Genomic DNA, 26,420 nt, shown 5'->3' on the forward strand with positions numbered 1-26,420 from the left:
CGTGCGTATCTTTTTGGCAAGCCTGTGCGTTGGCCTCATGCTGCTGGCCAATGCCATCACGGCGGGGGCTGCACCGCCCACGCCCACCCCAAGCCCGACGGCGGCTCCTACCGAGGCACCTTCCTACACCTACGCCTTCCCCGTGCAGCTGACCGCGCAGGGCAAAAAGCTGGGCAAGATCAGCTACGGCAAGTACCACCACGACTACCCCGCCGCCGATATTTTTTGCCCTAGGGGAAGCCATTTTGTAGCACCAACCAGCGGCACCGTCGAGTGGGTGACGACGACGGACACCTGGACCCCCAAGCGCAACGACCCCGCGACGCGCGGCGGCCTCTCTGTCGCCATGATCGGCGATGATGGTGTGCGCTACTATGGGTCGCACCTCTCGGCGGTGGCGGATGGGATTGAGGTGGGCGCGCATGTGGATGCGGGCCAGCTGCTGGGCCTGACGGGCAAGAGCGGCGACGCGCGCTACGTCGCGCCGCACCTGCACTTCGGCATCTCGCACCCCACCACGCCCGAGGACTGGGCCACGCGGCGGGGCGAGATCGCGCCCTACCCCTACTTGCGCGCCTGGCAGCGCGGCGAGCAGATCACGCCGTCGTTAGAGTAGCGCCCTTTCTGCACACAAAACGGGCCTGGGATGAAAGATCCCAGGCCCGTTTTGTGTGCTTTTTGCTAGGGCATGCGCCAGAGCTGCACGCCCACCTCGGGCATGTGCAGCAGCGGCAGCCTGCCGCCCACCACAGTGCTCTCCACGCCGGTCAGCATCTCCACGCAGGTCACGCCATCGGCGATACCTGCGGCGCGCACATCCAGCGCGCCCATGCCGTCGTCGGCGCGGCGAGCCACCACCAGCACGCGCTCATCCAGCACCTCGCGTAGGAAAGCCACCGTCTGGCCATGGGCGTGCACCAGCTGGAAGCCGCCGTGGCGCAGCGCTGGCGAGCTGCGGCGGATGCGGGTGAGCTTGCGCTCGAAGTCGAGCACCGCCGCATTCCAGCGCGACTCGTCCCAGGGCATGGGGCGGCGGTTGTCGGGGTCGGTGCCGCCCTCCAGGCCCACCTCGTCGCCGTAGTAGATGCAGGGCACGCCGGGGAAGGCGTACAGCAGCGCGCGGGCCACCTGCAGCTTGGCCAGATCGCCGCCGAGGATGGTGGTGACACGGGGCGTGTCGTGGCTGCCCAGCAGGTTGAACTGCTGCAGCGCTACCTGGTAGGGCACGGGGGCCAGGAAGGCCAGCCACTGCGCCGCCATGGTGGCTGTGTCCAGCGGGCGCACGTCGGCCAGCCACTGGGCCTGCAGGAAGTAGTCGCCCGCCAGCCACTGCAGCAGCGGGAAGGCGAAGCCGCGGTAGTTCATGCTGGCGTCCAGCTCCTCGCCCTGCAGGTGGGGCGTGCCATCAAAGAAGTTTTCGCCTAGCAGGTAGGCCTGGGGGTTCTCGTCTTTCACCGCCCGCCGCATGCCGCGCCCGATCTTGTGGCCCAGCTGGCTGTCGCCCTGGCGGGCCAGCATGTTGGCTACGTCGATGCGCCACGCATCGATCCGGTAGGGCGGGCGCATCCAGCGCCGCACGATCGAGTTTTCGCCCGCGTACATGCGCTCGCGCAGCTCCTCGCTGCGGTAGTTGAGCTTGGGCAGCGTCGAGACACCCAGCCACTTCTCGTAGTCGCCTGGGTGGCTGCGAAAGGTGTAGAATCCAGCCTCGGGCGCATCTTTGTCGGCCAGGGCGGCCTGAAACCATGTGTGGCGGTCGCCCGAGTGGTTGGGCACCAGGTCGAGCATCAGGCGCATGCCGCGCACATCCAGCGCCGAGCGCAGCTCGGCCAGGGCCGTGTTGCCGCCGAAGTGCGGGTCGACCTCCTCGTAGGTGGCGCTGTCGTACTTGTGGTTGGATGGCGAGGTGAAGACTGGCGTGAGGTAGATGGCGGTCACGCCCAGATCCTGCAGGTAGCCCAGCTTCTGGATGATGCCCTGGATGTCGCCGCCGAAGAACTCCAGCGGGCCAAGCTCGCGGGTGGGGGTGGCATCCCAGCCGCGCGCGATCACGGGGCGGCGCAGGTAGGTGTACTCGCCGTCGCGCACGTTGTTGCTGGGGTCGCCATCGCAGAAGCGGTCGGGGAAGATCTGGTAGAACACGGCGTTGCGCACCCACGCGGGCATGGTGGCGCTGTCGAGCAGCTTAAAGTCGGTGGTGTCGGTGGGGGTGTGGCGGGTGACCCCGGCGGCGGAGAGCCAGAAGTCGCCCTCGGCGGTGATGATGTAGAAGCGGTAGCCGTCGCGCGGCATGGCGCGGGGCAGCTCGGCCTGCCACCACTGGCAGACGCCCTCATCCGCCACGCGCTCCATCGGCGTCATGCTCTGCTCGCCGTCGGGGGCCGAGCGGATGAGGATTTTCTCGATCGGCGCGTGTATGTCGGCGCGAAGGCGCAGGGTGGCTCGACCATTGGACGGCGCAACGTAGCGCGGGGAACCATCGTGGTGTATCGACGCGATCCAATTCATGTCCGTGCTCCTTGGGATTGACCTGTACCGGTTTAGTTTACCATAGTCTCTACGGCGACATGCTATAATTCGTAGACTATGAATCAAGATACACCATCGATTACCGCAGAATATGCCGACCTGCCCAGCAGCTACCAGGTCGCGCACATCACCATACAGCCGAACATCGTGCTGGCCCCCATGGTGGGCGTCACCGACACCGTGTTCCGGCGGCTGGTGCTGAGCCTGGGCGGCTGCGGCCTGGTGAGCAGCGAGATGACCAACGCTGCCAGCATCACCCCCAAGGCCCTGGCCCGCCACCACCAGCTCGACTTCCTGCCCGAGGAGCGGCCCTTCACCGTGCAGCTCAGCGGCAACGACCCCGATCTGATGGCCACCGCCGCCAGCACCGTGGAGAAGCTGGGGGCCGACATCCTCGACATCAACTGCGGCTGCCCCTCGCCCAAAGTCACCGGCGGCGGCCACGGCTCGGCCCTGCTGAAGGACCTGGGCAAGATGGAGCGCGTGCTGAGCGCCGTGGTCAAGGCCGTGAGCATCCCGGTGACGCTCAAGTTCCGCGCCGGCTGGGATGACGCCAGCCTCAACTACCTCGACACCGCCCGCATGGCCGAGTCGGTCGGCATCAAGGCGCTGTCGCTGCACCCGCGCACCCGCGTGCAGCTCTACACCGGCACCGCCGACTGGAGCCGCCTGAGCGAGGTGAAGCAGGTGGTCTCCATCCCCGTGATCGGCTCGGGCGACGTGAAGGACGCCCACGAGGCGCTGCGCAGGCTGCGCGTGTACGGTGCCGACGGCATCATGATCGGGCGCGGCGCGATGGCCAACCCCTGGATCTTCCAGCAGACCGCCCAGCTGCGGGCGGGCCAGCCGATCTTCCAGCCCTCGCCCGAGGATAAGTACCAGCTGCTGCTGCGCTACCTGGAGATGTGCAAGGATGAGATGCAGGAGCGCCTGGCGCTCAACAAGCTGAAGCAGCTGCTCGGCCAGTTCTCGGTGGGCATGCCCAACAGCTCGGCGCTGCGCGAGAGTGTGCACCGCTCATCCACCACCGACGAGGCCATGGCCAAGATCGACGCCTTCTTTGGCAAGACCAGCAGCGCCGAGCGCGCTGCCGCCTAGCGGGTTCGAGGATTGACATCACCACTACCTTGCGGTACCATACGCCAGCGTCCCACCGGGGCGCTCAAATGTTCAACACAGGTCTACCTCATACGGCTGCTGACGAGCGCCTTCGACGGCGTGACTTGTGCTGTTGCGCCCGATATTGAGCGGCCCCACGCCGCTCCCGCGCCACCCCAGCAATGGGAGGTGGGAGACACCCATGGAAGAGCAGATCTCCGCGTTCTTAGAGCACTTGGCCGAGAAGCGCGGTCTTTCGGCCAATACCGCCGCCGCCTACCGAACCGACCTTGAACAATTTATCGCCTTTCTCAAAGAGCGCGGCATCGCGGACTGGTCGATCGTTAGCCACGACGATATGCTGGCCTTTCTGCTGTTTCTGCGCGAGCGCCAGTATGCCAACTCGACTGTCGCCCGCAGGACAGCGGCGGTAAAATCTTTCTATACCTTCCTGCGCGGCTGCGGCGCGGTGCAGAGCGACCCGACCGAGCGGATTGACTCGCCCAAGGTCGACCGCTACCTGCCCAAGCCGCTCACGCCCACCCAGGTTGACGACCTGCTGGAGCTGCCGCTGCGCAACCCCACGCCCGAGCGCCTGCGCGACAAGGCCATGATCGAGCTGCTGTACGCCACAGGCATGCGCGTGAGCGAGCTGGTGGCCCTGGATCTGGCCGACTTCAACAGCGAGACCGAGGCGGTGCGCTGCGCTGGCAAGGCTGGCCGCGAGCGCATCCTGCCGCTCTCGCCCTCGGCGATGACCGCGCTGGAGGAGTTTCTGGACATCGCCCGCCCGCAGCTGGCCCGCAACTCGGAGCCGCAGGCCGAGTCGCTGTTCCTCAACCACCGTGGCAAACGCCTGACCCGCCAGGGCTTCTGGCTGATCCTCAAGGGCTACGCCGACGAGCTGGGCATCGAGGAGCTGACGCCGCACACGCTGCGCCACTCGTTCGCGGCGCACATGCTGAGCAACGGGGCCGACATCCGCGCGGTGCAGACCCTGCTGGGCCACGCCTCGATCTCGACCACGCAGATCTACCAGCAGCTGGCCACGCCCAACGGCAGCGCCGCCCAGCCCAGCGGCGAGCGGCTGGCGAAGGGGCACTAGGGGCCACTCCATATGTTTTGGCCGAGCCGCCCAGGGCTAGCCCTGGGCGGCTTTCGTTCCCTTGGCGTCTTGGATCCTTGGTGGGAGATCATCTTTCCGCCCTTCGTGTCTTCGCGCCTTCGTGGTATTCGTTTCTTTTTGTTCCTTGGTGTCTTGGAGTCTTGGTGGGAGAAGTCCCCGCGCCCTTGTGCTGAATCGGCTTGCTGGCCGATTGCTCATCCCCAGCCGCTGTGCTATACTGGCGCGGTACGGCGTTGAGGCAGAGGAGTAGCCACACGGGCCGCCTTCAGCGAGCCGGGGACAGTGCAAGCCCGGCGGCAGAGCATGTGGCGAAGGGCGCTGCGGAGCCAACAACCAAATGTGATGAGAGACCAGCGCGCGCCGCGCCTGGTAACTGGGGTGGAACCGCGCATCCCCCGGATGCGTCCCCAGGCGAAACGCACTCGCCTGGGGCTTTTTGTTGCCCTGGGCGGCAAGGCGGCCCAGCGCCGCACGTGAACAGGAGGAGGTTCCCATGCCCGCATCGACTCTCGAACAAGTGGTCTCGCTGGCCAAACGGCGCGGCTTCATCTTTCAAAGCTCGGAGATCTACGGCGGTCTCCAGGGCGTCTTCGACTACGGCCCGCTGGGCGTGGAGCTGAAGAACAACATCCAGCAGGACTGGTGGCGCGCCAATGTCTACGAGCGCGACGACATGGAGGGCCTGGACGCCTCCATCCTGATGAACAAGCTGGTGTGGAAGTACTCGGGCCACGAGGAAACCTTCAACGACCCGCTGGTGGACTGCCGCAACTGCAAGAGCCGCTGGCGCGCCGACCACATCAAGGGCAAGTGCCCGAACTGCGGCTCGACCGACCTGACCGAGCCGCGCCCGTTCAACATGATGTTCAAGACCCAGGTCGGGCCGGTGGCCGACCCTAGCTCGTTTGCGTACCTGCGCCCCGAGACGGCCCAGGGCATCTTCGCCAACTACCTGAACGTGCAGCAGACCATGAGCCGCAAGCTGCCCTTCGGGATCGCGCAGATCGGCAAGTCGTTCCGCAACGAGATCAACCCGCGCAACTTCCTGTTCCGCGTGCGCGAGTTCGAGCAGATGGAGATCGAGTTCTTCGTGATGCCCGGCACCGACGAGGACTGGCACGAGAAGTGGCTTGAGGCCCGCCTGAAGTGGTGGGAGGGCATCGGCGTGCCGCGCAGCCAGATCAATGTCTACGACGTGCCCAAGGCCGACCTGGCGCACTACTCGAAGCGCACCTACGACCTGATGTACAACTACCCGACGCTGGGCTACGAGGAGATCGAGGGCATCGCCAACCGCACCGACTACGACCTCGGCTCGCACAGCCGCGACCAGGACCAGCTGGGCCTGACGGCGCGGGTGAACACCAACACCGACAGCACCGCCCGCCTGACCTACTTCGACCAGGAGTCGAAGCGCCACCTGGTGCCGTTCGTGATCGAGCCGTCGGCGGGCGTGGGCCGCTGCATGCTGGCCGTGCTCTGCCAGGCCTACGACGAGGAGATGGTGAAGGCCCCCGCGCCCGAGAAGCTGGAGGCTGTGGGCGCGGCGCTGGCCAGCTTCCTGAAGTCGGTAGGCCGCAACGAGACGCTGCGCGCCGACCAGAAGGAGTCGATTGTGGCCGAGGGCGAGGCGATCGCCGCCGCCCTGCCCGACTCGCTGGGCCGGATCGATGCGCTGCTGGGCATGAGCGGGGCCGAGCAGATCGAGGTGGGCAAAAAGCTGCGCGGGCAGGCCCAGCCGCTGATCGATGAGAGCTACCGCACAGTACTGCGGCTCCAGCCCAAGATCGCCCCGATCAAGGCGGCGTTCTTCCCGCTCAAGCGCAACCACGAGGGCCTGGTGGGCATGGCCAAGGGCCTGCGCCGCTCGCTGCAGACCAGCGGCCTGCGCACGGTCTACGACGACACCGGCGCGATCGGCAAGCTCTACCGCCGCCAGGATGAGATCGGCACACCGTTCTGCATCACCGTCGACTTCCAGTCGCTGGAGGACGGCACGGTGACGGTGCGCGACCGCGACACCATGAAGCAGGAGCGCGTGGCCCAGACCGAGCTTGAGCAGTACGTGCGCGAGCGGCTGGTCTAGCCTTTTTCACCACGAAGACTCGAAGACGCGAAGGTCGGACGGCAAGGGCGCGGAGGGAAGATACCCCCTTCGCGCCCTTGCCTGTTTTTGGGGCCGCAGGCGAAGGTGCGTGCGCTCACTATTACGGACTGCGGTGCGAGCCACCGCGCCAATTTTTCTAACAGAGGGAGCGGGACAATGAGCAGCGTGACCCCTATCGCCGTGGCCGAGCAGGCCGAGGAGCGGCGGATCGACCGGCGGCTGGTGGCCGTGATGGCGGCGGCCAGCGGGCTGGCCGTGGCCAACCAGTACTATGTGCAGCCCATCCTGCCGCTGATCGCCAAGGACTTTGGCGTGGGCACCGCGCAGGCGGGCATCGTGGCCACCGTCACCCAGCTGGGCTATGCCCTGGGGCTGCTGCTGATCGTGCCGCTGGGCGACACCCACAACCGCCGCCGCCTGATCGTCGCCACGCTGCTGGCGGTGATGGCTGCGCTGGCGGCGGTGGCGCTGGCCCCCAGCCTAGTGTGGCTGGCAGTGGCCAGCTTTGCGGTGGGCGTGCTCACCGTCTCACCCCAGGTGATCGTGCCGTTCGCATCCAGCCTGGCTGGGTCGCGCGAGGGCGGGCGCGTGGTGGGCACGGTGATGAGCGGGCTGCTGATCGGCATCCTGCTGGCGCGCACGGCCAGCGGCCTGGTGGGCGCGGCGCTGGGCTGGCGGGCGATCTTCTGGATCGCGGCGGGCATGATGGTGCTGCTGGCGCTGGCGCTGCGGCTGGCCCTGCCCGACGACCCCGCGCGCGCGGGCCTGCGCTACGGCCAGCTGCTGGCATCCATGTGGCAGATGCTACGCACCATGCCCGCCCTGCGCGAGGCCGCCGCCTTCGGGGCTTTGGTGTTCGGCTGCTTCAGCGCGTTCTGGGTGACGCTGGCCTTCCACCTGCAGACGCCGTCCTACCACTACGGCAGCGATGTGGCGGGCCTGTTCGGCCTGGTGGGCGTGGCCGGGGCCATGGCGGCCACCTTCGCCGGTCGGCTCTCCGACCGCATGCCGGCGCGGCGGATCACCGGCATCGGCATCGCACTGGTGCTGGTGTCGTTCGGCGTGTTCTGGCTGCTGGGCGATCAGCTCTGGGGGCTGGCGCTGGGCGTCATCCTGCTCGACCTGGGCGTGCAGGGTGCGCATATCTCGAACCAGACGCGGGTCTACGCGCTGAACCCGGCGGCGCGCAGCCGCCTGAACAGCGCCTACATCGTGATCTACTTCCTGGGCGGCTCGCTCGGCTCGGCGCTGGCCTCGGCGGCCTGGGCCAGCCTGGGCTGGGCGGGCGTGTGCGCGCTGGGCGGCGGGTTCGCGGCGCTGGCCCTGCTGATCTGGCTGGCGGGCGTGCGCCGCTTCGGGCGGTAGGGGCGGCGCTGGCGCGTGCCTCGTATGGTTTCACTTTTGAGGCATCTCTGTGTCGTCCCGACCGTAGGCAATGCTTGCAGCGTTGCCCGGTCGGGACGACCGGCTACGGCCTCAATGATGACGGTTGCGCTTGATTGGTGGGTGCATGCCCTGCGCGGGCAGCGCCTAGGGGCCAGCCCCTAGGAACCCCGCGAGGGGGCGTTGCCCCCTTCGAAACCCCAATTTGGAGCATTCCTATGCCGAAATCAGGCATCTGGTGTTCGTGCATATGGCCAGTATGCACGAGCGGCACCTTCGCCGCATGGGCCAGGTGAGTAGGGCTGGCCCCTCGCCTGTTTCTATTGCCTTTTCTCCCTTGGTGTCTTGGAGCCTTGGTGGTAAAGAATCTTCGCGCCTTTGCGTCTTCGAGGTAAAACGGTTCTTTCTTCCCTTGGTGTCTTGGAGCCTTGGTGGTAAAGAATCTTCGCGCCTTCGCGTCTTCGAGGTGAAACGGTTCTTTCTCCCCTTGGTGTCTTGGAGCCTTGGTGGTAAAACGCTCCCCCATGTTGCGGCTGCGGGCCAATGTGGGTATGATCGCGGTCGGATCATTTTCGCGAGATATGGCACACCATGGATATCACCACCCTGGCATGGCTGCAGGCTCCCGAGGGCGCGGCGCTGCTAGCCGAGCTGGCCGAGCGCGACCTGCGCGACGCCACGCTGCTGCCCGAGATCGAGCGGCTGCGCGCCCGCTACCGCCCCGAGCAGGCCCGCGCCGCGATCGAGCAGGCCCTGCTGCGGCGCAAGGCCCAGGCCAAGTTCAGCCGCGCCGACCAGATGTTTTTTACCCGCGAGGCCCTAGAGCAGGCCACCGCCGAGCCGGTGGCCCAGCACCGCGCGGCCCGCATCGCCCGCGCGGGCGTGGCGCATCTGGTCGAGGTGGGCTGCGGCATCGGCGGCGACGCGCTGGCCCTGGCGTCGGCGGGCGTGCGCGTCACCGCCTTCGAGCGCGACCCGCTGCGCGCCGCCCTGGCCACCGCCAACGCGCAGGCCCTAGGCCTGGCCGACCGCATCGCCGTGCGGGCCGAGGAGCTGGCCGACGACCCGCCGCCCGCCGATGCGCTGTTCTGCGACCCGGCGCGGCGCGACGAGCGGCGGCGCGTGTTCGACGTGGCCCAGTACCAGCCGCCGCTGCCGCAGGTGCTGGCCTGGCGCGGGCGCATCCCCTCGCTGTGCGTGAAGCTCGGCCCGGGCGTGCCCTACGACAGCATCCCTGGCCTGGAGGGCTGCGAGGTCGAGGCGGTGTCGCTGGGCGGCGACCTGAAGGAGCTGGTGCTGTGGTGCGGAGCCTTGGCTCAGCATCCCCGCCGCGCCACGGTGCTGCCCGCAGGCGCAGCGCTGCTGCCCGCCCCGCAGCCGCCCGAGGTGCCCCTGGCCGACCCAATGGCCTACCTCTACGAGCCAGACGCGGCGGTCATCCGCGCCCACCTGGTGCGCGAGCTGGCCGACCAGCTGGGCGCGGCGCAGCTGGATGCGCAGATCGCCTACCTCACCAGCGATCGCCTAGTTGCCACGCCGCTGGCCCGCGCCTGGCGGGTGCTGGAGTGGCAGCCCTTCCAGCTGAAGCGGCTGCGGGCGCGCCTGCGCGACCTGGGCGCGGGGCCGGTGACGGTGAAGAAGCGCGGCTCGCCGCTGGACACCGACGCGCTGGCCCGCCAACTCTCCGGCGATGGCCCTCGCCCGCTGGTGGTGGTGCTCACCCAGGGGCGCGGCCAGCCGATCGCGCTGATCTGCGAGCAGCGGGGATAGGTAGGGTGAAAAAGGCCCGCCAGCGCTAGGCGAGGCATTCCCGCTGCGGTGAGGATTATGGCCAGCAGCCCTGTGCGCACGCCTTCGCTGGATGGCCGAGGCCGCTGTGTTGCAATTGCGGGCGGCTGGCATGCAGTCGGGTTCCGGCGTGCTGCAAACGCAGGCCGTAGACATACAATCGTGGGACACGATAAAACCCTACCCACCCGGCCCATGCGGCGAAGGTGCCGCTAGAGTCTTAATGGCCATATGCACAAACACTAGCCGCCAGCTAGAAGCACGGGAACGCCCAAAATTGGGGGTTCCAAGGGGGCGTAGCCCCATGGCGGGGTCACTAGGGGCTGGCCCCTAGTCGCCGCCCGCGCAGGGCACGCACTACTATTCAAGCACCGCCGCTGTTGACGAAGGCGTACCCTGCTCGCCCGCACGGCGTGTATCTGTAGATCGAATGCCCCTGCGATGCGGGCGATGCATGCGGCGCGGCGCGCATCGTCACGCGCCGTGAGCACCGGATGGAGACGCGATGAACGCGGCGCATCGCGATGGGGCGGACACCAGGTCCGCCCCTACATCATTGCGGCCATCGGGCCGATGACGATGGCGGCGATGCGAGGTCATCGTTACCTGATCCGGTCACATTGGGTTCGGTGGCGCAATCGACCGAGAAACATCCACAAATGTGACACCATGTGAGCAGCTTGCCCGCTGCATCATCGCCCACAAAAGCCGAAGGCCCCAAGATCGGTTAGATCTTGGGGCCTTCGTGATGAGAAAGAGCTACACCAGCGTCTCAAGCTCATCCAGCAGATGGTCGAACTCGTCCATGGCGGCCTGGATCGGCGCGGGCGACTCCATGTCCACCCCCGCGCCGCGCAGCAGCTCGATCGACGACTTCGACGAGCCGCCGCGCAGGAAGTTCAGGTAGCGGTCGATGGCCGGCTGGCCCTCGCCGATGATCTGCTTCGAGAGCGCGAGCGCCGCCGAGAGGCCGGTGGCGTATTGGTAGACATAGTAGTTGTAGTAGAAGTGCGGGATGCGCGCCCACTCCAGCGCGATCTCATCATCCAGCACCACCGCCGGGCCGTGGTAGCGGCCCACCAGCTCGTGGTAGCGCTGGCTCAGGCCATCGGCGGTCAGCGGCTCGCCCTGCTCGGTGCGGGTGTGCATGTCCAGCTCGAACTCGGCGAACATGGTCTGGCGGAAGATCGTGGTGCGCACGTCCTCCAGCTGCTGCACCAGCAGGCGGCGCTTCAGCGAGGCGTCGGCGCGGTTCTTGATCATGTAGTCGGTCAGCAGCGCCTCGTTCAGCGTCGACGCCACCTCGGCCACGAAGATGGTGTAGTTGCCGTAGACGAAGGGCTGGGTCTTGCGGGTGAAGAATGAGTGCATCGAGTGGCCCAGCTCGTGGGCCAGCGTGAACACGTCGTTCAGGCGATCCTGGTAGTTCAGCAGGATGAACGGCGCGGTGGTGTACGAGCCATCGCTGTATGCGCCGCTGCGCTTGCCCACGTTCTCGTAGACATCGATCCAGCGGCTGGTGAAGGTCTGCTGCAGCGCGTCGGCGTACTGCGCGCCCAGCGGGGCCAGCGCGTCGCGCACCAGCGCCGCGCCCTCGGCGTAGGAGATCACCACATCCGGCTCGTTGATCATGGGGGCGTAGAGGTCGTAGATCCGCAGGTCGTCCAGGCCCATCACGCGCTTGCGCAGCTCCATGTAGCGGTGCAGCTTGGGCAGGTTGGCGTTGATCGTGCTGATCAGGTTGTGGTAGACATCCAGCGGGATGTCGTTCGGCTCCAGCGCGGCGGCCAGCGCCGAGGGGTAGTTGTGGATGCGCGCGCCCACCACGTGGCTGCGGATCTCGCCCGCGAGCGTGGTGGCCAGCGTGTTGCGGATCTTGCCGAACGCGCTGTACATGCCCTTGAACGTATCGCGCCGCACGCGCCGGTCCTGGCTCTCTAGGAAGCGCCCGTAGCGGGCGTGCGAGAGCTGGATGTCGTTGCCGCTCTCATCCTTGATATAGGGGAAGTCCAGATCGGCGTTGGTGAGCATGCCGAAGATATCGCTGGTGGAGCGCGCCACGTCGCCGAACTGCGCCACCACGTTCTCCACCTCGGCGGAGCGTACGTGGGCGCGCTGGCGGGCCAGCTGCTCCAGCTTGTAGCGGTACAGCTCTAGCCCCGGCTCCTCGGCCAGCCACTGCTGGATGGTGGCGTCGGGCAGGGCCAGGATCTCCGGCTCGATGAAGGCCATGGCCGCCGAGATCTTGGCGACCACCGACCCGGCGCGGCTGTCCAGCGCCTGCCCGGCGGTGTCGGTGGTGTCCGAGTCGTGGCGGCGTCCGGCGTAGACGTAGACCTGCCAGAGCTGCTCGGCCACCTTGTCGGCCAGGGTCAGCGCGTGCAGCAGCGCCTTCGCGCCCTGGGCTATGGTGCCCTCCAGCGCGCCGAGGTCGGGGGTCTGGGCCTCCAGCGCGGCCACCGCCTGCTCCCAGGCGGCGTCATCTGCGTAGATCGTGCTGAGATCCCAGGTGTACTCGTCCTCGACCTCATCGCGGCGCGGGACTTTATGCGTATCGGTCACATGAGCCTCCTTCTGGCCTGAATGATGCTTGATTCTACCACGGATGCTACGCGGATGCTTGGAAGATGGCATACAGATGCGCAAAGATCGGGCTGGGGGTGTATGCGAAGCGGTGGCCGCTTGGCGGGTCTCTTTTTCAGCTCGCTGTAGTTAGCAGCGCTCAGTGGTGAGAGGCGGTATTCCCAACGAGCGGGGGCAGCGCGCAAAATGGGCGCGCAGGCCATACGACCATGCGCGCCCGCTGTTCTGCCCGCCTAGCGCAGCCGCAGGCTGAAGGCGTAGGCGATGCCGCTCTGCAGGGTGCCGCGTGTGATGATGCTGCTCAGATCCACGCCCAGACCCACCAGCGTCTGTGCCACCTCGGGGCGGATGCCGGTGAGCACCACGCGCGCGCCCAGCAGCTTCACGGCGTTGGCGGCCCGCAGCAGCGCGTTGGCCACGTGCGTGTCCACCACCGGCACGCCGGTGATGTCGAGGATGGCCACGGCGGCGTGGTTGGCGCTCACGCCATCCAGCAGGTTGTCGACGATCTGCTGGGCGCGGGTGCTGTCGATACTGCCGATCAGCGGCATGGCCACCACGCGGTCGGCCAGCGGGATGAGCGGGGTCGACAGCTCGCGCAGGGTGGCGGCCTGGGCGTCGAACATCTGCTGCTGCAGCGCCTCGTGCTCGCGCTCGGCCCGCAGCTGCTCGGTCACATCCTCGGCCTGCGAGAGCACGCCGATCACATCGCCGCCCTCGTCGTAGAGCACCGCGTTGTACCACTGGCAGGTGATCGTGCGGCCATCGCCGGTGCGGTTGGCGATCTGCCGGTTCACTAGGTCGCCCTTGGCCATGCGGGCCAGCAGCGTGGCCACCGCGTCGGGGTCGTGGTCCACGCCCAGCAGCTCGACGATGTTGCGGCCCACCGCCTCCTCGGCAGTCCAGCCGAAGATCCGCTCGGCGCTGGGGTTCCAGAACAGGATGCGCCCGTCGGTATCCCACTCGACCGAGGCCAGCGGCGTGCTCAGGTAGCTCTGCTCAAGGCGGTTTTTGGTGGTGCGCAGCTCGTCGGCCTGGCGGTAGATGCTCTCGTACAGCCGCCCGTGGTAGAAGTCGGCCAGCAGCATGGTGGTGGTGTCGGTGAGCAGCACGATGCCCTTGAGCGCGTCGGCGGCGCTGGCCACCCCGCTGGTCAGCGCCGAGATGGCGTACTCCAGCAGGTGCTGGCGGTAGACCCGCAGCAGGTTGAACAGGCTGGCGATCTCCATGTGCCGCTCGATCAGCGGCATGAACTCCTCGATCAGCGGCTGCGGCACCTGGTCTGGGGTCTCAAGCCCGGCGAGCATGGCCTCGATATGGCGCTCGACGCGCTGCTCCAGCGGCTCGCCATGCCCGGCATTGGGCAGCACCGACATCCGGCCAAGATCATAGACGATAGCGCTTCGGATCGCGGGAAGACAGCCTCGCATGAAGAAACGGAAGGCAGAGAGGTCGGCGATGGAGGCATCATCATTGATGACAAAATCTTTGGTCGTCATGGAGCAGCTCGGTACTCTAGTCATGAATTAGTATATGACTAGAGTACCATACTTTTGAAATATTTGGGGGTACCTTTTTCTGATCTGTGGTGATGCGTTCGTACTACACAGAAGATTCTTTACCACCAAGTTGCTAAGGGAAAGAACGCATTTACCACGAAGACGCGAAGGCGCGAGGGAGAAGATTTCCCACCAAGATGCCAAAACGCCAAGGGAACGCAGGGGGGACGACGAGCACGAAGGCGCGCGGGGAAGAAAAGGATGCGGGGCGAGGAGGAGCCATCGCTGATGGCGCACCAGCGCAGCGGCAACCAGGCACCGCTTGAAGGGTCGCCTAGTCGCCGTTGCGCATCCCGGTGCTTTTCCCTGCTAGCGCCGGGCCTTGCCTGCGCGGCTGTGGAAGGCGTAGGCGATGCCGCTCTGCAGCGAGGCCAGCGTGATGATGCTGCCCAGATCCACGCCCAGGCCCACCAGCGTCTGGGCCACCTCGGGGCGGATGCCGGTGAGCACCACCTCGCCGCCCAGCAGGCGCACGGCCTGGGCCGCGCTCAGCAGCGCATTGGCCACCTTGGTGTCCACCACGGGCACGCCGGTGATGTCGAGGATGGTGATGCGGGCGCGGTGCTCGGCCACGCCGCTCAGCAGCGTGTCGATCACCTGCTGGGCGCGGGCGCTGTCGATGCTGCCGATCAGCGGCATGGCCACCACACCATCGGCCAGCGGGATGAGCGGGGTCGACAGCTCGTGCAGCGCAGCGGCCTGGGCCTCGATGATCTGCTGCTGCAGGCTGGCGCGCTCTTCCTCGGCGCGGATCTGGTCGGTCACATCCTCGGCCTGCGAGATAGCGCCGATCACCTGGCCCTGCTCGTCGCGCAGCACGGCGTTATGCCACTGGCAGGTGATCAACCGGCCATCCCGCCTGGTGTTCTGGTTGCGGTTGTTCAGGGCCTGGCCGCTCAGCACCTCGCGCAGCACGCCGCCCACCTGGTCGGCGGCCACATCGGGCACCAGCAGGGCGATCAGGTTCTGGCCCAGCGCCTCATCCGCCGCCCAGCCGAAGATGCGCTGGGCGCTCTGGTTCCAGAACAGGATGCGGCCCTGGGCGTCCCACTCGATCATGGCCAGCGGCGTGCTCATGAAGGCCTGCTCGAAGCGGTCGCGGGTGTTGCGCAGCTCGTCGGTCTTGCGGTGGATGTCCTCTTCGAGGTGCAGCTGGTGCAGCTCGACGATGTGCTCCGAGGCGATATCGGCCAGCTCCATCAGCCGCTTGAGGCCCCACAGCGTGTTGGGCACGCCCGCCATGTCGGCGCGGATGGCCATGTCCATGAACTGCTGGCGGAACAGCGAGAGCAGATTGAGCAGGTTGGCGACCTTGGTCTGCTGGCGGATGATCATGCCCAGCGACGACTCGACGTGCGGCGGGATGAGCGCGGATGAGTCGAAGCCGCGCTCGAAGGCGACCATGTGCATCTGGATGCGCTCGCGGGCGATCGGCTCGGGCGCGTTGTGGAAGGCGATCGAGATCGCGCGGAAGTCGGGCACCAGATTGGTGACGATGGTGGGGAACGATTCCTTGAAGAAATCGCGGAACGGCTGAAGATCCGGCTCGACAGTTGTTTCGATGTGCTGCATGGCAGTATCTGTCCCTGATGAATCCGAGCGCAGGCGATGGCAAAGCGCAGCGCTGCCTGGATGTTCGCCGTTGATTTAAAAACCGTTAAGGGTTGCTCTATTGTACTGTAAGCTTCCTGCTTCGGCAAGATGGAATCAGCGCGCTACTAGGGCCTATGCATTCTCGGTCGGCAGAACGTTTTTACCACCAAGACTCCAAGACCCCAAGGGGAGAAAAGGGAGCGCATACCACGGAGGTGCGAAGGCACGAAGGGAAGAGGCCCGATTTACTACCAAAATAGCATCTTGCGAAGCGTCATCTTCGTGGTGAACCGGTTGCTTTGCTCCCTTGGTGTCTGGGGGGAACCGGTTCTTTTCACATGCTCGCTATCGGCCTGCCTACGCCGCGCTTGGCTCGGGCTTTGGCTCGTTGCCCACCTGGAACAGCACAAACAGCCCTAGCCCGGCGAAGCGCACCAATGCCGCGAAGATCAGCGCGGCGCTATAGCCGAACATATCGCCGATCGTGGTGCCGATCATGGGGCCGAAGAACGTGGCCACCGAGTTGGTCATCTGGTAGAGCGCCACGTAGGTGGCGGTGTGGCTCTTGGGGCAGGTGCTCAGCAGGATGTCGAATAGCACCAGGTCGATCCCGGCGCTGAACAGGTTGGCCACGCCCGCGTAGAGCGGCAGCGGCCCGGTGGTGTGGGTCAGCCCGGTGACCAGCGGGTAGAGTGCCATGCCGAACACGCAGATCCGCAGCACGATCCCCGGCCCGCGCCGCTCGCTGACCGACGACCAGATGAAGTAGGCGATCAGCAGCACCGCGTTCGATACCGTGTTGATGATGCCCACCCACGAGTCGCTGGCCTGCAGGTCGCGTACCCAGTAGATCGGGAACAGCGGGATGCCGATGCCCAGCCCCAGCCGGAACAGGAACTGGCTGCCGATGAAGCGGTTGTATGACCCGTTGCCGCGCAGCAGCGCCAGCGTGTCATTGAGGTGCTGCCGGGGGCTGCGCCGCCCGCCCTGGGGCTTGGCCACCGGCTCGTTGTCGGGGATGCTGATCTGCCGCGAGAAGGCGAAGCTGAGCAGCCCGGCGGCGAACGAGGCGATGAACACGATCTGGTAGTTCAGCGGGAAGGTGATAGTGTCGAGCAGCCAGCCGCACAGCGCCACCGATATGGCGGTCGATGCGCCCAGGATCGACCAGCGCCTGCTCATCAGGTAGTAGCGCTTGTCTGGCCCGGCCACCGCGCCCATCACCACCGTGAAGGCCACGTTCAGCACGATCTGCGGCACTGTGGCGAAGGCCCACAGGATGATGATAACGATCGGGATCATGTCGAGCGGGAAGAAGAACGGGGCCACGCCCATCAGCGCGTAGGAGAGGAACACCAGCACCCGCGAGGCCGAGTACCACGGCACGATGTTGCGCTGCCGCTCCAGCAGCTGCCCGATGAAGATGGTGAGCACCATGCCCGCCAGCGCTGGGAGCGATGTCAGCAGGCCGACCATGAGCGAGGAGGCGTTGAGGCGAACCAGGAAGATCGAGAGGAAGGTGGCGACACCGTTGACCAGCCCGACGCCGAAGCCGTCGATCAGGACATTGCGGATGTTGCGCTGCGGTATGTCGGAAGGCCAGAAGAAAGAGCGAAGCGATGAGCCGATACGTCGTTGAAATGTGTAAAGTGTTTGCATCAGTGCATAGATTCCCCTGAAATTAAAAGGCATTCTAGCACGACTGATTCTCAGCCGTCATCAGCCAAAGGGTTTAATTTCTGTAAAGAGAATTGTCTGCGGCCTGGCGGGCCTGCGGGGCGCAAAAAGACCAGGTGCCCAGCGGGCATCCTGGTCTCTTGGCTGGCTCGGCCTGGGCCAAGCGGTCTGGCGGGGAGGGAGGGATTTGAACCCTCGAGGAGGTTGCCCCCCTACGGCATTTCCAGTGCCGCGCACTAGGCCACTATGCGACCTCCCCGGAAAGCGCTGCTATTATAGCAGAAGAGTGCCTTTTTGTGCAAAAAAGCTGCGGGCCTAACAGAGCCAGCGCCATAAGGTTGGCGCTGGCTCTGTGGCGCGGCCTTGCTCATTTGAGGATGTAGTAGGTGCCGCGCTTCTCGCCCACCTTCATCAGCAGCCCGCGGTCGACGAGGTCGGCCAGGTCGCGGCGCAGTGTCTCGGCGGAGACATCCGGGGCGAGATCCTGCATGTCGCTATTGGTGAGCCGGTGGTGCTCGGCCACATGCACCATGGCGGCGATCTGGCGCTCGTTGAGGCCTAGCCTGCGCCACTCGGATGTGTCCACGCCGCCCGCGTCCAGCTTGTCGTCGCCCACCTGGCCGCGCAGCGTCACCAGGAAGCCTGCGGCGGTCTCGCGGAAGCCAGGCGCGGGCAGGCCGGCCTCGCGCATCTGCCGCAGCATGCGGTCGATGCCGTAGCCCAGCCGCTCGATCATGCCGAAGTCGGCCAGCACCTGCACCAGCGTCTCGTTGCGCGAGTAGCGCTCCTCCAGCAGGTTCTCCAGCGTCACGTGGCCCGGCAGCCTGCCCGGCGAGTAGCACTCCAGCCGGTCGCCGAACAGCGCGATGCGGATGCCCTCGCCCCGGATGGTGTAGTCGCGGTGGGCCACGGCGTTCACCAGGGTCTCGCGCACCGCGCCCAGCGGGAACTGGGTCCAGTCCTGCCGCTCTAGCCCGACCATGCGGCTGCCGTGCCGCATGTTTTCCGAGAGCCAGATCTCGGCGCGGCGCAGAGCCTCGGGCAGCGTGTCGCGGATGTCCTCGCGCAGGAACTCGTCGCTCATCTCGCGGCCACGGTAGCGCACCAGCGTGATTTCGCACTGGGGGAAGAAGCGGTCCACATCGCGCCCGAACAGCAGCAGCCCGGCGTTGGTGGGGCGGAAGGTGTCGGGCGCAGGCGCGCGGGCCAGCGCGCCGCGGCGGTAGAGGAACTCGTAGACATTGGACTCGGCGGCGGGGCCGATGCGGCGGGTGTAGGCCCCGATCTTCGAGAGGTCGAGGTCGGCCAGGCTGGCATCCTGGGGCGACATGCGCTCCCAGCTGGTCTCGCCGCGCTCCAGCAGCAGCCTGCGCAGCGCATCTGGCGCGATCGGCTGATCCTCGGCACCCTCGCGCCGCAGGTATTTGCCGTGCAGGCTGTAGACGTGGGGCAGGCCCGAGGGCACGGTCAGCAGCAGCAGCACCTCGCCCTCCACCTGGGCGGGCTGGGGCAGCGGCAGCACCATGGGCGGCGTGCAGAGCATGGCGGCCTCTAGCGCCTGCTCGCGGGCCTGGTCGGGGCTGGCCAGCCCATCGGGCCGCTTGCCGCCGCCTGCCGCGCCCAGCACCACAATGCCGCCCTGGGCGTTGGCCAGCGCCACGAGCGCCTGGGCGATGTCTTCGGGGCGCAGCCTGCCGCGCATGAAGGTGAGGTGCGGGCCGGGCGGTTGGGCGAGCAGGTCGGCGATGCTGGTGGTTCCTGGGATCATAGGGCCTCCTCGCTGTGGGTGCGGCTCGATAGGCGTATGGCGATGCGAACAAATTTGCTTGCGCCGCTGGATGTTCTGTGCTACGCTGCATAGCGGCTTCTCGATTCTGCAATACCAAGAAGATGCTATGCCCGATGCGCGCACTCACGATATTATCACGGTTGTCAGCGGCGTGGCGCTGTCGCTGCCAGCCTACTCTATTATCCTCAGTCGCACCGAAGATCCGTCGATAGCGGTTGGTAACGCACTCCTGTTCCTGGCCGCCCACTGTGTCTCGGGCATGATGTTCTCGCCCGACCTCGACCTCGACTCCCAGATCGACGACCGCTGGGGCATTTTCTACTGGATCTGGCGGCCCTACATGTGGGCGGTGCCGCACCGCAGCCGCTGGCTCAGCCACGGCCTGGTTCTGCCAGCGCTGCTGCGGCTGGCCTACTTCTACGGCATGGTCTCGCTCATCCTAATCGCGCTCACCTGGGCGCTAGGGCGGCTCGGCATTATCCTGCCGCGCTACCACGAGATAATGACCGCCTACCTGCGCGACCTCGTGGTGGCCCACCCGCGCGAGACCTGGACATTCATGGTCGGGTTTGTCACCGGCGGCGCGGCCCACACCATCGCCGACTGGCTGGTGACGGGCGGCAAGCATTTCCTCCGCCGCATAGGCATCCGCGTGAGCAAGCGCTACGAGGATCATGATCACTGGCGGCCCCGGCGGCGCAGGCGGGCCTGGTAGCTGGGGCTGGAACGGATGTTGCCTGTGCGGATCGACAAAGGCCGCTAGGCGCTACGTGATTTTGGGCGATACGATTCGTTCATGGATGTAGCCATCTGTCCGTTCTAGACTGCCCACATGGGCTGAGATACAGCGAGTGATCATGAATTTCCTGCTTCGTGCTTTTGGTCTTGCTGCCACCGGGCTGGCGCTGGTGGGCTGCGGCACCGCCCCCGCCGCCGCACTCCCCAGCGCCCCCGCTGCGGCCCCGGCGGCTGCGGCGGTTGCCACCAGTGCGCCGCCCACCCTGGCCCCAGCCACCGCAGCCCCCACCGCTGCGCCGCAGCCCACTGCAGCCCCCACCGCTGCCGCCCAGGCGGCGCAGCCGACAGCCACCGCCGCGCCACCTGCGCCTTCTGCCACCCTCGCGCCCACGCCCACCAAGCAGCAGCTGGTCGGCGGCCAGCCTGGCGAGGCCAGCGCGCCCGCCGCAGCGCCCGCGCCCACAGGCCGCAGCGAGATCCTGTTCCTGCGCGCTGGGGCGCTCACCGCGCTCGACCCCCAGGCGGGCAGCGAGCGCGTGATCGCCGAGGGTGTGAGCGATTTTGCCGCCGCGCGTGGTGCCGACCTGATCGCGCTGGTGCGCGGTGCGGGCCAGCAGGCCGAGATCTGGGTGGTGCGCCGCGACGGCAGCGGCCTGCGGCAGCTGACCAGCGATAGCCGCGCCGATGTCACGCCCTCGATCGCGGTGGATGGCAGCGCGGTCGCCTTTGCGTCGGCCAGCGCCACCAAGCCCTATGCCCGCCAGTGGCCCGACTGGGGCCAGTGGTGCGCCACCAGCGAGGTGCGCCTGATCGAGCTTGCCACCGGCGAGCAGCGCACGCTCGGCCAGGGCTGCGACCCGGCGATCTCGCCCGACCTCAAGCGGGTGGTCTTCGCCACGCCGCCCACCGATTCGCTGGGCGAGTTCCCCCATAGCGCCACGAACACCATCCGCATGGTGAACCGTCAGGGCCAGAACGGCTGGAGCTTCGCCAAAGCGCCGAACAGCAGTGGCAGCGGGCTGGTGGTCTATGCCCCGTCGTGGTCGGCGGATGGCAGCAAGGTGCTGTTCCACCGCTTCCTTGGCTACCAGGCCCTGGTCGATCTGGGCATGAGCGAGCTGGCCCTCACCTTCAAGGGTGGTGGCGAGCCGGTCTACAGTGGCGCGGGCTGGCAGCTGCCCGCCGCGTTCTCGCCGGATGCCGCCCAGGTGGCCATCGCCGAGGACAACTATAGCGATGCGCGCGGCCTCACCGGCTACGGCACGTGGTCGGTCACGGCGGTCACGCTCAGCGGCTCGCGCTCGGTGGCCCTGCCCGAGGGCAGCGTCACGCTCATCGGCTCGCGTGCCGAGACCTTGCGGCTGGCCCAGGGCGGCGCGTGGTCGCCCGATGGTGCCGCGCTGGCGGTCATCCTGCCCGCTGGCTGGCGGCCCGATGTCGCCGAGGACGCGCAGGGCGCCGAGCCAGCCCCCGGCGAGCTATGGCGCTGGCAGCCGGGCAGCCGCCCCAGCCAGAAGCTGGCCGATCGGGTCGATTTTGCCTCGCCGGTGGTCTGGCTGCCGTAGCAGCTTTTCATAACGCGACGAAGGGCGCGGGGAAACTCCCCGCGCCCTTCGTCGCATTAGCGGCCCAGCCGCCGCCACAGCCACAGCCCAGGCAGCGCGAACAGCGCAGCCATCAGCAGCGACAGGCTGGCGGGCGACCAGCCCATGTCGGCCAGCAGGCTGGTGCCGTAGCTCGACACCCCCGAGGTGAGCGTGAGCAGCGCCAGCTCGATCGCGAAGATCCGGCCCTGGATGGCGTCGGGAAGCCGCAGCTGCAGCAGCGCGGTGCCGTAGACCCACTGGGTGCCGCCGCCGCAGTGGGCCAGCATCACGGCCAGAGCCGCCAGCGCTAGGACGGGCGCGGCGGGCAGCAGCGCGTAGCCCAGCGCCGAGATCAGAAAGCACAGCCCCATCATCCGCCGCATGAAGCGCTCGGACTGATCGCCCAACGCCCCGATGATCACTGGCCCGATGCCAGCGCCCACCCCGCGCGCCGCATACAGCAGCCCGATGCTCAGCGCACCGCCCTCGCCCATGGGGAACACGCCCCGCCCAAAGATGGTGAGCACCACCAAGATCCCACCGCCCAGGCTCCACAGCGCCTTGCATATCGTCAGCACCAGCGCGTCGCGGTCGTGCGCCAGGTACGCGACCCCCGCCCGCAGATCCTGCAGGTGGTTGGTCTGCGTAGGCGTGTCCATGTGCGTCTCGCGCACGCGCACGCTGGCGATCAGCACCGCCGACAGCGCGAACGAGGCCGCGTCGATCGCGAAGGCCACATCGGTGCCAAATACCCCGGCCACCACCCCGCCCAGCGCCGCCCCCACTGCCAGCATGGCCGACCACGTGGCGCTGCTGATAGTGTTGGCCGCCACCAGCTCCTCGCGCTTGACGAGCGCGGGCAGGATGGCCGAGCGCGCTGGATCGAAAAATGCGGAGAATGTGAATTTTAGCACTACAATAGAATAGATCATCCACACCTGGCTCGGGTCGTGGATGAACAGCAGGGCCAGCACCAGCAGCGCCCGCCCGATGTCCGACCCGATCATGGCCAGCTTGCGCGGCAGCCGGTCGACGATCACGCCGGCCAGCGGCCCCGCGATCGCGGTGGGGATGAACTGGGCGAGCAGCAGCAGCCCCACCGACTGCTCGCTGCCCGTCAGTCGCGGCAGCAGCGCGTAGAGCGCGATCGAGTCGAACCAGTCGCCCAGCTGGCTGACGATCTGGCCATACCAGAGCCTGCGAAACGGCGTGTTTGTCCGCAGCAGCGAGAGATACCCAACAGGATGCGATGACATGGATGCGGCACTTCCTTATTCAGATGCGGGCAATCTTCAGCGCGCCCAGCCCCACGCGCGGCACGATCTCGCCAGGGCGCTGGTCCTACGCTATGGCTGGAATGCGATGTCCTATCAGATTCTGAATCCGGGGCTAGACTACTGGTTTAGCGCCGATGGTGATGCGGTGGTGGGCTATGTGCAGGTGGGCCGCTACTGGCTTGCGGCGGGCGCGCCGATCGCGCCGCCCGAGCGTATCGCGGCGGTGCTGGGCGAGTTTACCGCCGCCGCCGCACAGGCGCGGTGCCGGGCGTGCTACTTTGGCGTGCAGCAGCGCCTGATCGACCTTTTTCCCCGGGGGCGGCCCATCGCGAAGCTGCTGCTGGGCGCGCAGCCGGTGTGGAACCCCCAGCGCTGGCCTGCTATTATCGCACGGAAAAGCTCGCTGCGCGCCCAGCTGGCCCGCGCCCAGAATCGCGGGGTGGCGGTAAGCCGGTGGGGCGTCGATCGCGCCCGCTGCAGCCCGGCGCTGCACAGCTGCCTGCGGGCCTGGCTGGCCACACGGGGCATGCCGCCGATGCACTTTGTGGTCGAGCCGGATACCCTGGGGAATGTGGAGGATCGCCGAGTGTTTGTGGCCGAGCGCGAGGGCGCGGTGCTGGGCTTTCTGGTGGCCTCGCCCATGCGGCTGCGCCAGGGCTGGCTGATCGAGCAGAACATCCGCGCCCCATCCGCGCCCAATGGCACCACCGAGCTGCTGGTCGACCACGCCATGCGTGCGCTGGCCGCCGAAGGTGCCAGCTACGTCACGCTGGGGCTCTCGCCGCTCTCGCGGGCCGCCGCCATCCGCCAGCCCCCGCAGCTGCCGCTGGTGCGGCTGGCGCTGGCGTGGGCTAGGGCGCACGGCCAGCGCTTCTTCAACTTCGAGGGCCTCGATAGCTACAAGCGCAAGTTCCAGCCCGATGCCTGGGAGCCGCTCTACATGGTCGCCGATGGCCGCTTTGTCTCGCTGGGTATGCTCTACGCCATCGCCGAGGCCTTCAGCGGCGAGCCGCCCGCCTGGTTCATTGGCCGCACGCTGCTGCGGGCCATCCAGCAGGAGCTAGCCTGGGTACAGGGCTGGCTCGGCTAGACCCCGACGCGCTGGAACAGCGCCTGCGAGCGGTACGACTCGACTAGGTCGGCGAAGGTGTCGGCCCGACCGCCCAAAAACGCCTCGGGGATCAGCACGTCAAAGCCGGTCTGGCTGCGGTTGTGCTCAAGCACATGCCGGATCGGCTCGTCATTCTGCCGCCGGAAGGGCTGCAGCACCCTGCTGAGCCAGCGGATGCCGCGCGCGGCAATGCTGCTGGAGGCCGGCATGCGCTCCTCGTAGGATTGGATGTAGCCCGAGGTGTCCTTCAGCGCGATGCCAAACTGGCGTGTGCTGCCGATGCTCAGCAGGCTCGATCGGTAGCTGCTCACGCCCACGCGCTCGATGTTTTCCCAGGCGATGAAGGATGAGAAGCTGCCTAGGTTGAGCAGCAGTCCCTTTTTGTCGAAGATAATGCCAGCCCGTCGGTCGGCGCTCAGCAGCCAAAACGCCACGCCGATCGCCAGCAGGAAAAAGCCCAGCAGCTTGGTGCTGATCGTCAGCATCACCATGGCGGCCAGGCCGAGCGAGAATGAGCCACCGTGGATCAGGCAGAACGCCCCTAGCCCCCAGCAGGCTATAGCGACGATACGCAGGCGTGGTTGATTTGGGCTGATGCGCATTGCGGGAACTCCAGCGTGTAGATGCTCTTCTCTGATAATAGATTGGTCCTATATCGATCACCATTTGCTTGCCATTGTAGTATGTGTCGTCAACCCTGCCCGATCAATAGGAGCATAGTCCCGAAGCTTTGTCACACAAACTGTGCAGCCCGATCACCCATCTGTCGCTGGTCGCGTCGCCCGCTATGCTATAATCCAGACAGCAAAACGTATAGCAGACAACGATGGCAAGCTGGCACGATGGCACCTCACGCATCGCTGGCTTGCCATCCGTTTAGGGGCAGGATTCTTGACCATGACCCAGATCATTCCCGTGCTCGATTTTGGCTCTCAGACCGCCCAGCTGATCGTGCGCCGCCTGCGCGAGCTGGGCGTATACAGCGAGCTGCTCCCGCATGATGTGAGCGAGGAAGAGATTCGCCGCCTCGATCCGATCGGCGTCATCCTCTCCGGCGGCCCCGCCAGCGTCTACGCCGAGGGCGCGCCCGCGATGCCCGCCTGGCTGCCCGAGTTTGGCGTCCCAGTGCTGGGGATCTGCTACGGCATGCAGCTGCAGAGCTACGCGCTCGGCGGCAGCGTGATCGGCGAGGATGGGCGCGAGTTCGGCCCCGCCACCATCAGCGTGATCGAGGAAAGCCCGCTGTTCACTGGCATCCCCCAGGAGCAGCCGGTGTGGATGAGCCACGGCGACCGCATCGAGAAGCTGCCCCCTGGCTTCCGCGTGATCGCCCGCAACCCCTCCACGCCCTTCGCCGCCGCTGGCGACGATGCCCGCCGCTGGTACGGCATCCAGTTCCACCCCGAGGTCGTCCATACCAAGTTTGGCCGCGATCTGCTGCGCAACTTCGCCTTCGGGATCTGCGGCGCGCAGTCCTCGTGGACCGCATCTAGCTTTGTCCACGAGGCGATCGAGCGCATCCGCTCCCAGGTTGGCCAGGGCCGCGTGATCTGCGCGCTTTCTGGCGGCGTCGACTCAGCCGTGGCCGCGCTGCTCATCCATCAGGCCATCGGCGATCGACTCACCTGTGTGTTTGTCGACAACGGCTTGCTGCGCCTGGGCGAGGCCGAGCAGGTTGTGAAGATGTTCGGCGATCACTTCAAGATCCCGCTGATCGTGGTAGATGCCCGCGAGGAGTTCCTTGAGGCGCTGGCGGGCGTGGCCGACCCCGAGCAGAAGCGCAAGATCATCGGCGAGAAGTTCGTGCGCCTGTTCGAGCGCGAGGCCGCGAACATCGGCGATGCCGAGTTCCTAGCCCAGGGCACGCTCTACCCCGATGTGATCGAGTCCAAGGCCCCCGACCGCCAGAAGGGTGTCACGATCAAGACCCACCACAACGTCGGCGGCCTGCCCGAGGATATGAAGCTCAAGCTGGTCGAGCCGCTGCGCTACCTCTTCAAGGACGAGGTGCGCGCCGCTGGCCTGCAGCTTGGCCTGCCCGAAGACTGGGTCTGGCGGCACCCCTTCCCCGGCCCCGGCTTGGCCGTGCGCCTGCTGGGCGCGATCACGTGGGATCGCCTGGAGACGCTGCGCAAGGCCGATGCGATCTTCATCGAGGAGCTGCGCACAGCCGGGCTGTACCGCTCCACCCAGCAGGCCTTCGCGGTGCTGCTGCCCATCCAGAGCGTCGGCGTGATGGGCGATGGCCGCACCTACGCCGATGTGATCGCCCTGCGCGCTGTCACCACCGAGGACTATATGACCGCCGACTGGGCGCGCCTGCCGGGCGATGTGCTGGCCCGCGCCAGCAGCCGGATCGTGAACGAGGTGCCTGGCGTCAACCGTGTGGTCTACGACATCTCATCCAAGCCGCCGTCCACGATCGAGTGGGAATAGCGGCGCGAGGCATATCGAGAGACCTGCGGTATGAGCTGTG

At 66.9% G+C, this 26,420-nt stretch carries 18 protein-coding genes and 1 tRNA gene; 10 read left to right on the forward strand and 9 right to left on the reverse strand.

Going from position 1 to position 26,420, the window contains the following annotated elements; all coding sequences use genetic code 11:
- Nucleotides 1–37 precede the first annotated feature (37 nt).
- Nucleotides 38–616, forward strand: a complete 579-nt coding sequence (locus tag F8S13_05015; GenBank protein KAB8145257.1) for a M23 family metallopeptidase — start codon at nucleotides 38–40, stop codon at nucleotides 614–616.
- Between the two features lie 65 nt (nucleotides 617–681).
- Here the strand turns inward: F8S13_05015 and malZ are convergent, their stop codons facing one another.
- A complete protein-coding gene (gene malZ / locus F8S13_05020) occupies nucleotides 682–2,508 on the reverse strand; it encodes a maltodextrin glucosidase (protein ID KAB8145193.1) in 1,827 nt (608 codons plus the stop codon).
- A 78-nt stretch (nucleotides 2,509–2,586) separates the two neighbouring features.
- Between malZ and dusB the strand changes: the two genes are divergently transcribed.
- The 5 genes from dusB (at nucleotide 2,587) to F8S13_05045 (ending at nucleotide 10,013) form a co-directional block, all read left to right on the forward strand.
- Nucleotides 2,587–3,627 (forward strand): tRNA dihydrouridine synthase DusB, encoded by a 1,041-nt coding sequence (dusB, locus tag F8S13_05025; GenBank protein KAB8145194.1) that lies wholly within the window; start codon nucleotides 2,587–2,589, stop codon nucleotides 3,625–3,627.
- A gap of 202 nt (nucleotides 3,628–3,829) precedes the next feature.
- Nucleotides 3,830–4,732 carry a tyrosine recombinase XerD gene (locus F8S13_05030; GenBank protein ID KAB8145195.1) on the forward strand — a complete coding sequence of 301 codons (903 nt, stop codon included), beginning with the start codon at nucleotides 3,830–3,832 and terminating at the stop codon, nucleotides 4,730–4,732.
- Between the two features lie 514 nt (nucleotides 4,733–5,246).
- Nucleotides 5,247–6,839, forward strand: a complete 1,593-nt coding sequence (locus F8S13_05035) for a glycine--tRNA ligase (GenBank protein ID KAB8145196.1) — start codon at nucleotides 5,247–5,249, stop codon at nucleotides 6,837–6,839.
- 177 nt (nucleotides 6,840–7,016) lie between these two features.
- A complete protein-coding gene (locus tag F8S13_05040; GenBank protein KAB8145197.1) occupies nucleotides 7,017–8,225 on the forward strand; it encodes an MFS transporter in 1,209 nt (402 codons plus the stop codon).
- 609 nt (nucleotides 8,226–8,834) lie between these two features.
- Nucleotides 8,835–10,013, forward strand: coding sequence for a class I SAM-dependent methyltransferase (locus tag F8S13_05045; protein ID KAB8145198.1), 1,179 nt, complete (start codon nucleotides 8,835–8,837; stop codon nucleotides 10,011–10,013).
- Between the two features lie 777 nt (nucleotides 10,014–10,790).
- On the opposite strand, the gene pepF is transcribed toward F8S13_05045, so the two are convergent.
- From pepF to F8S13_05075, 6 genes are all read right to left on the reverse strand, one after another.
- The gene (gene pepF, locus F8S13_05050) at nucleotides 10,791–12,665 is read right to left on the reverse strand and encodes an oligoendopeptidase F (protein KAB8145199.1); all 1,875 of its coding nucleotides are present in this window, start codon (nucleotides 12,663–12,665) and stop codon (nucleotides 10,791–10,793) included.
- A 182-nt stretch (nucleotides 12,666–12,847) separates the two neighbouring features.
- Nucleotides 12,848–14,137 carry a PAS domain S-box protein gene (locus F8S13_05055; GenBank protein KAB8145200.1) on the reverse strand — a complete coding sequence of 430 codons (1,290 nt, stop codon included), beginning with the start codon at nucleotides 14,135–14,137 and terminating at the stop codon, nucleotides 12,848–12,850.
- Nucleotides 14,138–14,482: 345 nt separating this feature from the next.
- On the reverse strand, nucleotides 14,483–15,745 hold the full coding sequence (locus tag F8S13_05060) for a PAS domain S-box protein (protein ID KAB8145201.1): 1,263 nt from the start codon (nucleotides 15,743–15,745) through the stop codon (nucleotides 14,483–14,485).
- A gap of 378 nt (nucleotides 15,746–16,123) precedes the next feature.
- Nucleotides 16,124–17,425, reverse strand: a complete 1,302-nt coding sequence (locus tag F8S13_05065) for an MFS transporter (GenBank protein KAB8145202.1) — start codon at nucleotides 17,423–17,425, stop codon at nucleotides 16,124–16,126.
- A 187-nt stretch (nucleotides 17,426–17,612) separates the two neighbouring features.
- A tRNA-Ser gene (locus tag F8S13_05070) sits at nucleotides 17,613–17,702 on the reverse strand.
- A 108-nt stretch (nucleotides 17,703–17,810) separates the two neighbouring features.
- On the reverse strand, nucleotides 17,811–19,211 hold the full coding sequence (locus F8S13_05075) for a transcriptional regulator (protein ID KAB8145203.1): 1,401 nt from the start codon (nucleotides 19,209–19,211) through the stop codon (nucleotides 17,811–17,813).
- Between the two features lie 127 nt (nucleotides 19,212–19,338).
- Here F8S13_05075 and F8S13_05080 point away from each other — a divergent pair, with 127 nt between their 5' ends.
- Together F8S13_05080 and F8S13_05085 are read left to right on the forward strand one after the other, a co-directional pair.
- Nucleotides 19,339–19,947, forward strand: a complete 609-nt coding sequence (locus F8S13_05080) for a metal-binding protein (protein ID KAB8145204.1) — start codon at nucleotides 19,339–19,341, stop codon at nucleotides 19,945–19,947.
- A gap of 142 nt (nucleotides 19,948–20,089) precedes the next feature.
- Nucleotides 20,090–21,535: a hypothetical protein gene (locus F8S13_05085; GenBank protein KAB8145205.1), complete on the forward strand. Its 1,446-nt coding sequence runs from the start codon at nucleotides 20,090–20,092 to the stop codon at nucleotides 21,533–21,535.
- Nucleotides 21,536–21,591: 56 nt separating this feature from the next.
- On the opposite strand, the gene F8S13_05090 is transcribed toward F8S13_05085, so the two are convergent.
- On the reverse strand, nucleotides 21,592–22,812 hold the full coding sequence (locus tag F8S13_05090) for an MFS transporter (GenBank protein ID KAB8145206.1): 1,221 nt from the start codon (nucleotides 22,810–22,812) through the stop codon (nucleotides 21,592–21,594).
- Between F8S13_05090 and F8S13_05095 the strand changes: the two genes are divergently transcribed.
- Nucleotides 22,811–23,923 carry a DUF2156 domain-containing protein gene (locus tag F8S13_05095; protein ID KAB8145207.1) on the forward strand — a complete coding sequence of 371 codons (1,113 nt, stop codon included), beginning with the start codon at nucleotides 22,811–22,813 and terminating at the stop codon, nucleotides 23,921–23,923. The two genes, F8S13_05090 and F8S13_05095, sit on opposite strands and share 2 nt — an antisense overlap.
- Here the strand turns inward: F8S13_05095 and F8S13_05100 are convergent.
- A complete protein-coding gene (locus F8S13_05100) occupies nucleotides 23,920–24,546 on the reverse strand; it encodes a hypothetical protein (GenBank protein KAB8145208.1) in 627 nt (208 codons plus the stop codon). The genes F8S13_05095 and F8S13_05100 overlap by 4 nt on opposite strands.
- A 295-nt stretch (nucleotides 24,547–24,841) precedes the next feature.
- Here F8S13_05100 and guaA point away from each other — a divergent pair, with 295 nt between their 5' ends.
- Nucleotides 24,842–26,380 carry a glutamine-hydrolyzing GMP synthase gene (gene guaA / locus F8S13_05105; protein KAB8145209.1) on the forward strand — a complete coding sequence of 513 codons (1,539 nt, stop codon included), beginning with the start codon at nucleotides 24,842–24,844 and terminating at the stop codon, nucleotides 26,378–26,380.
- Nucleotides 26,381–26,420: the final 40 nt, after the last annotated feature.

The organism is Chloroflexia bacterium SDU3-3, from assembly GCA_009268125.1.
GTDB lineage: Bacteria > Chloroflexota > Chloroflexia > Chloroflexales > Roseiflexaceae > SDU3-3.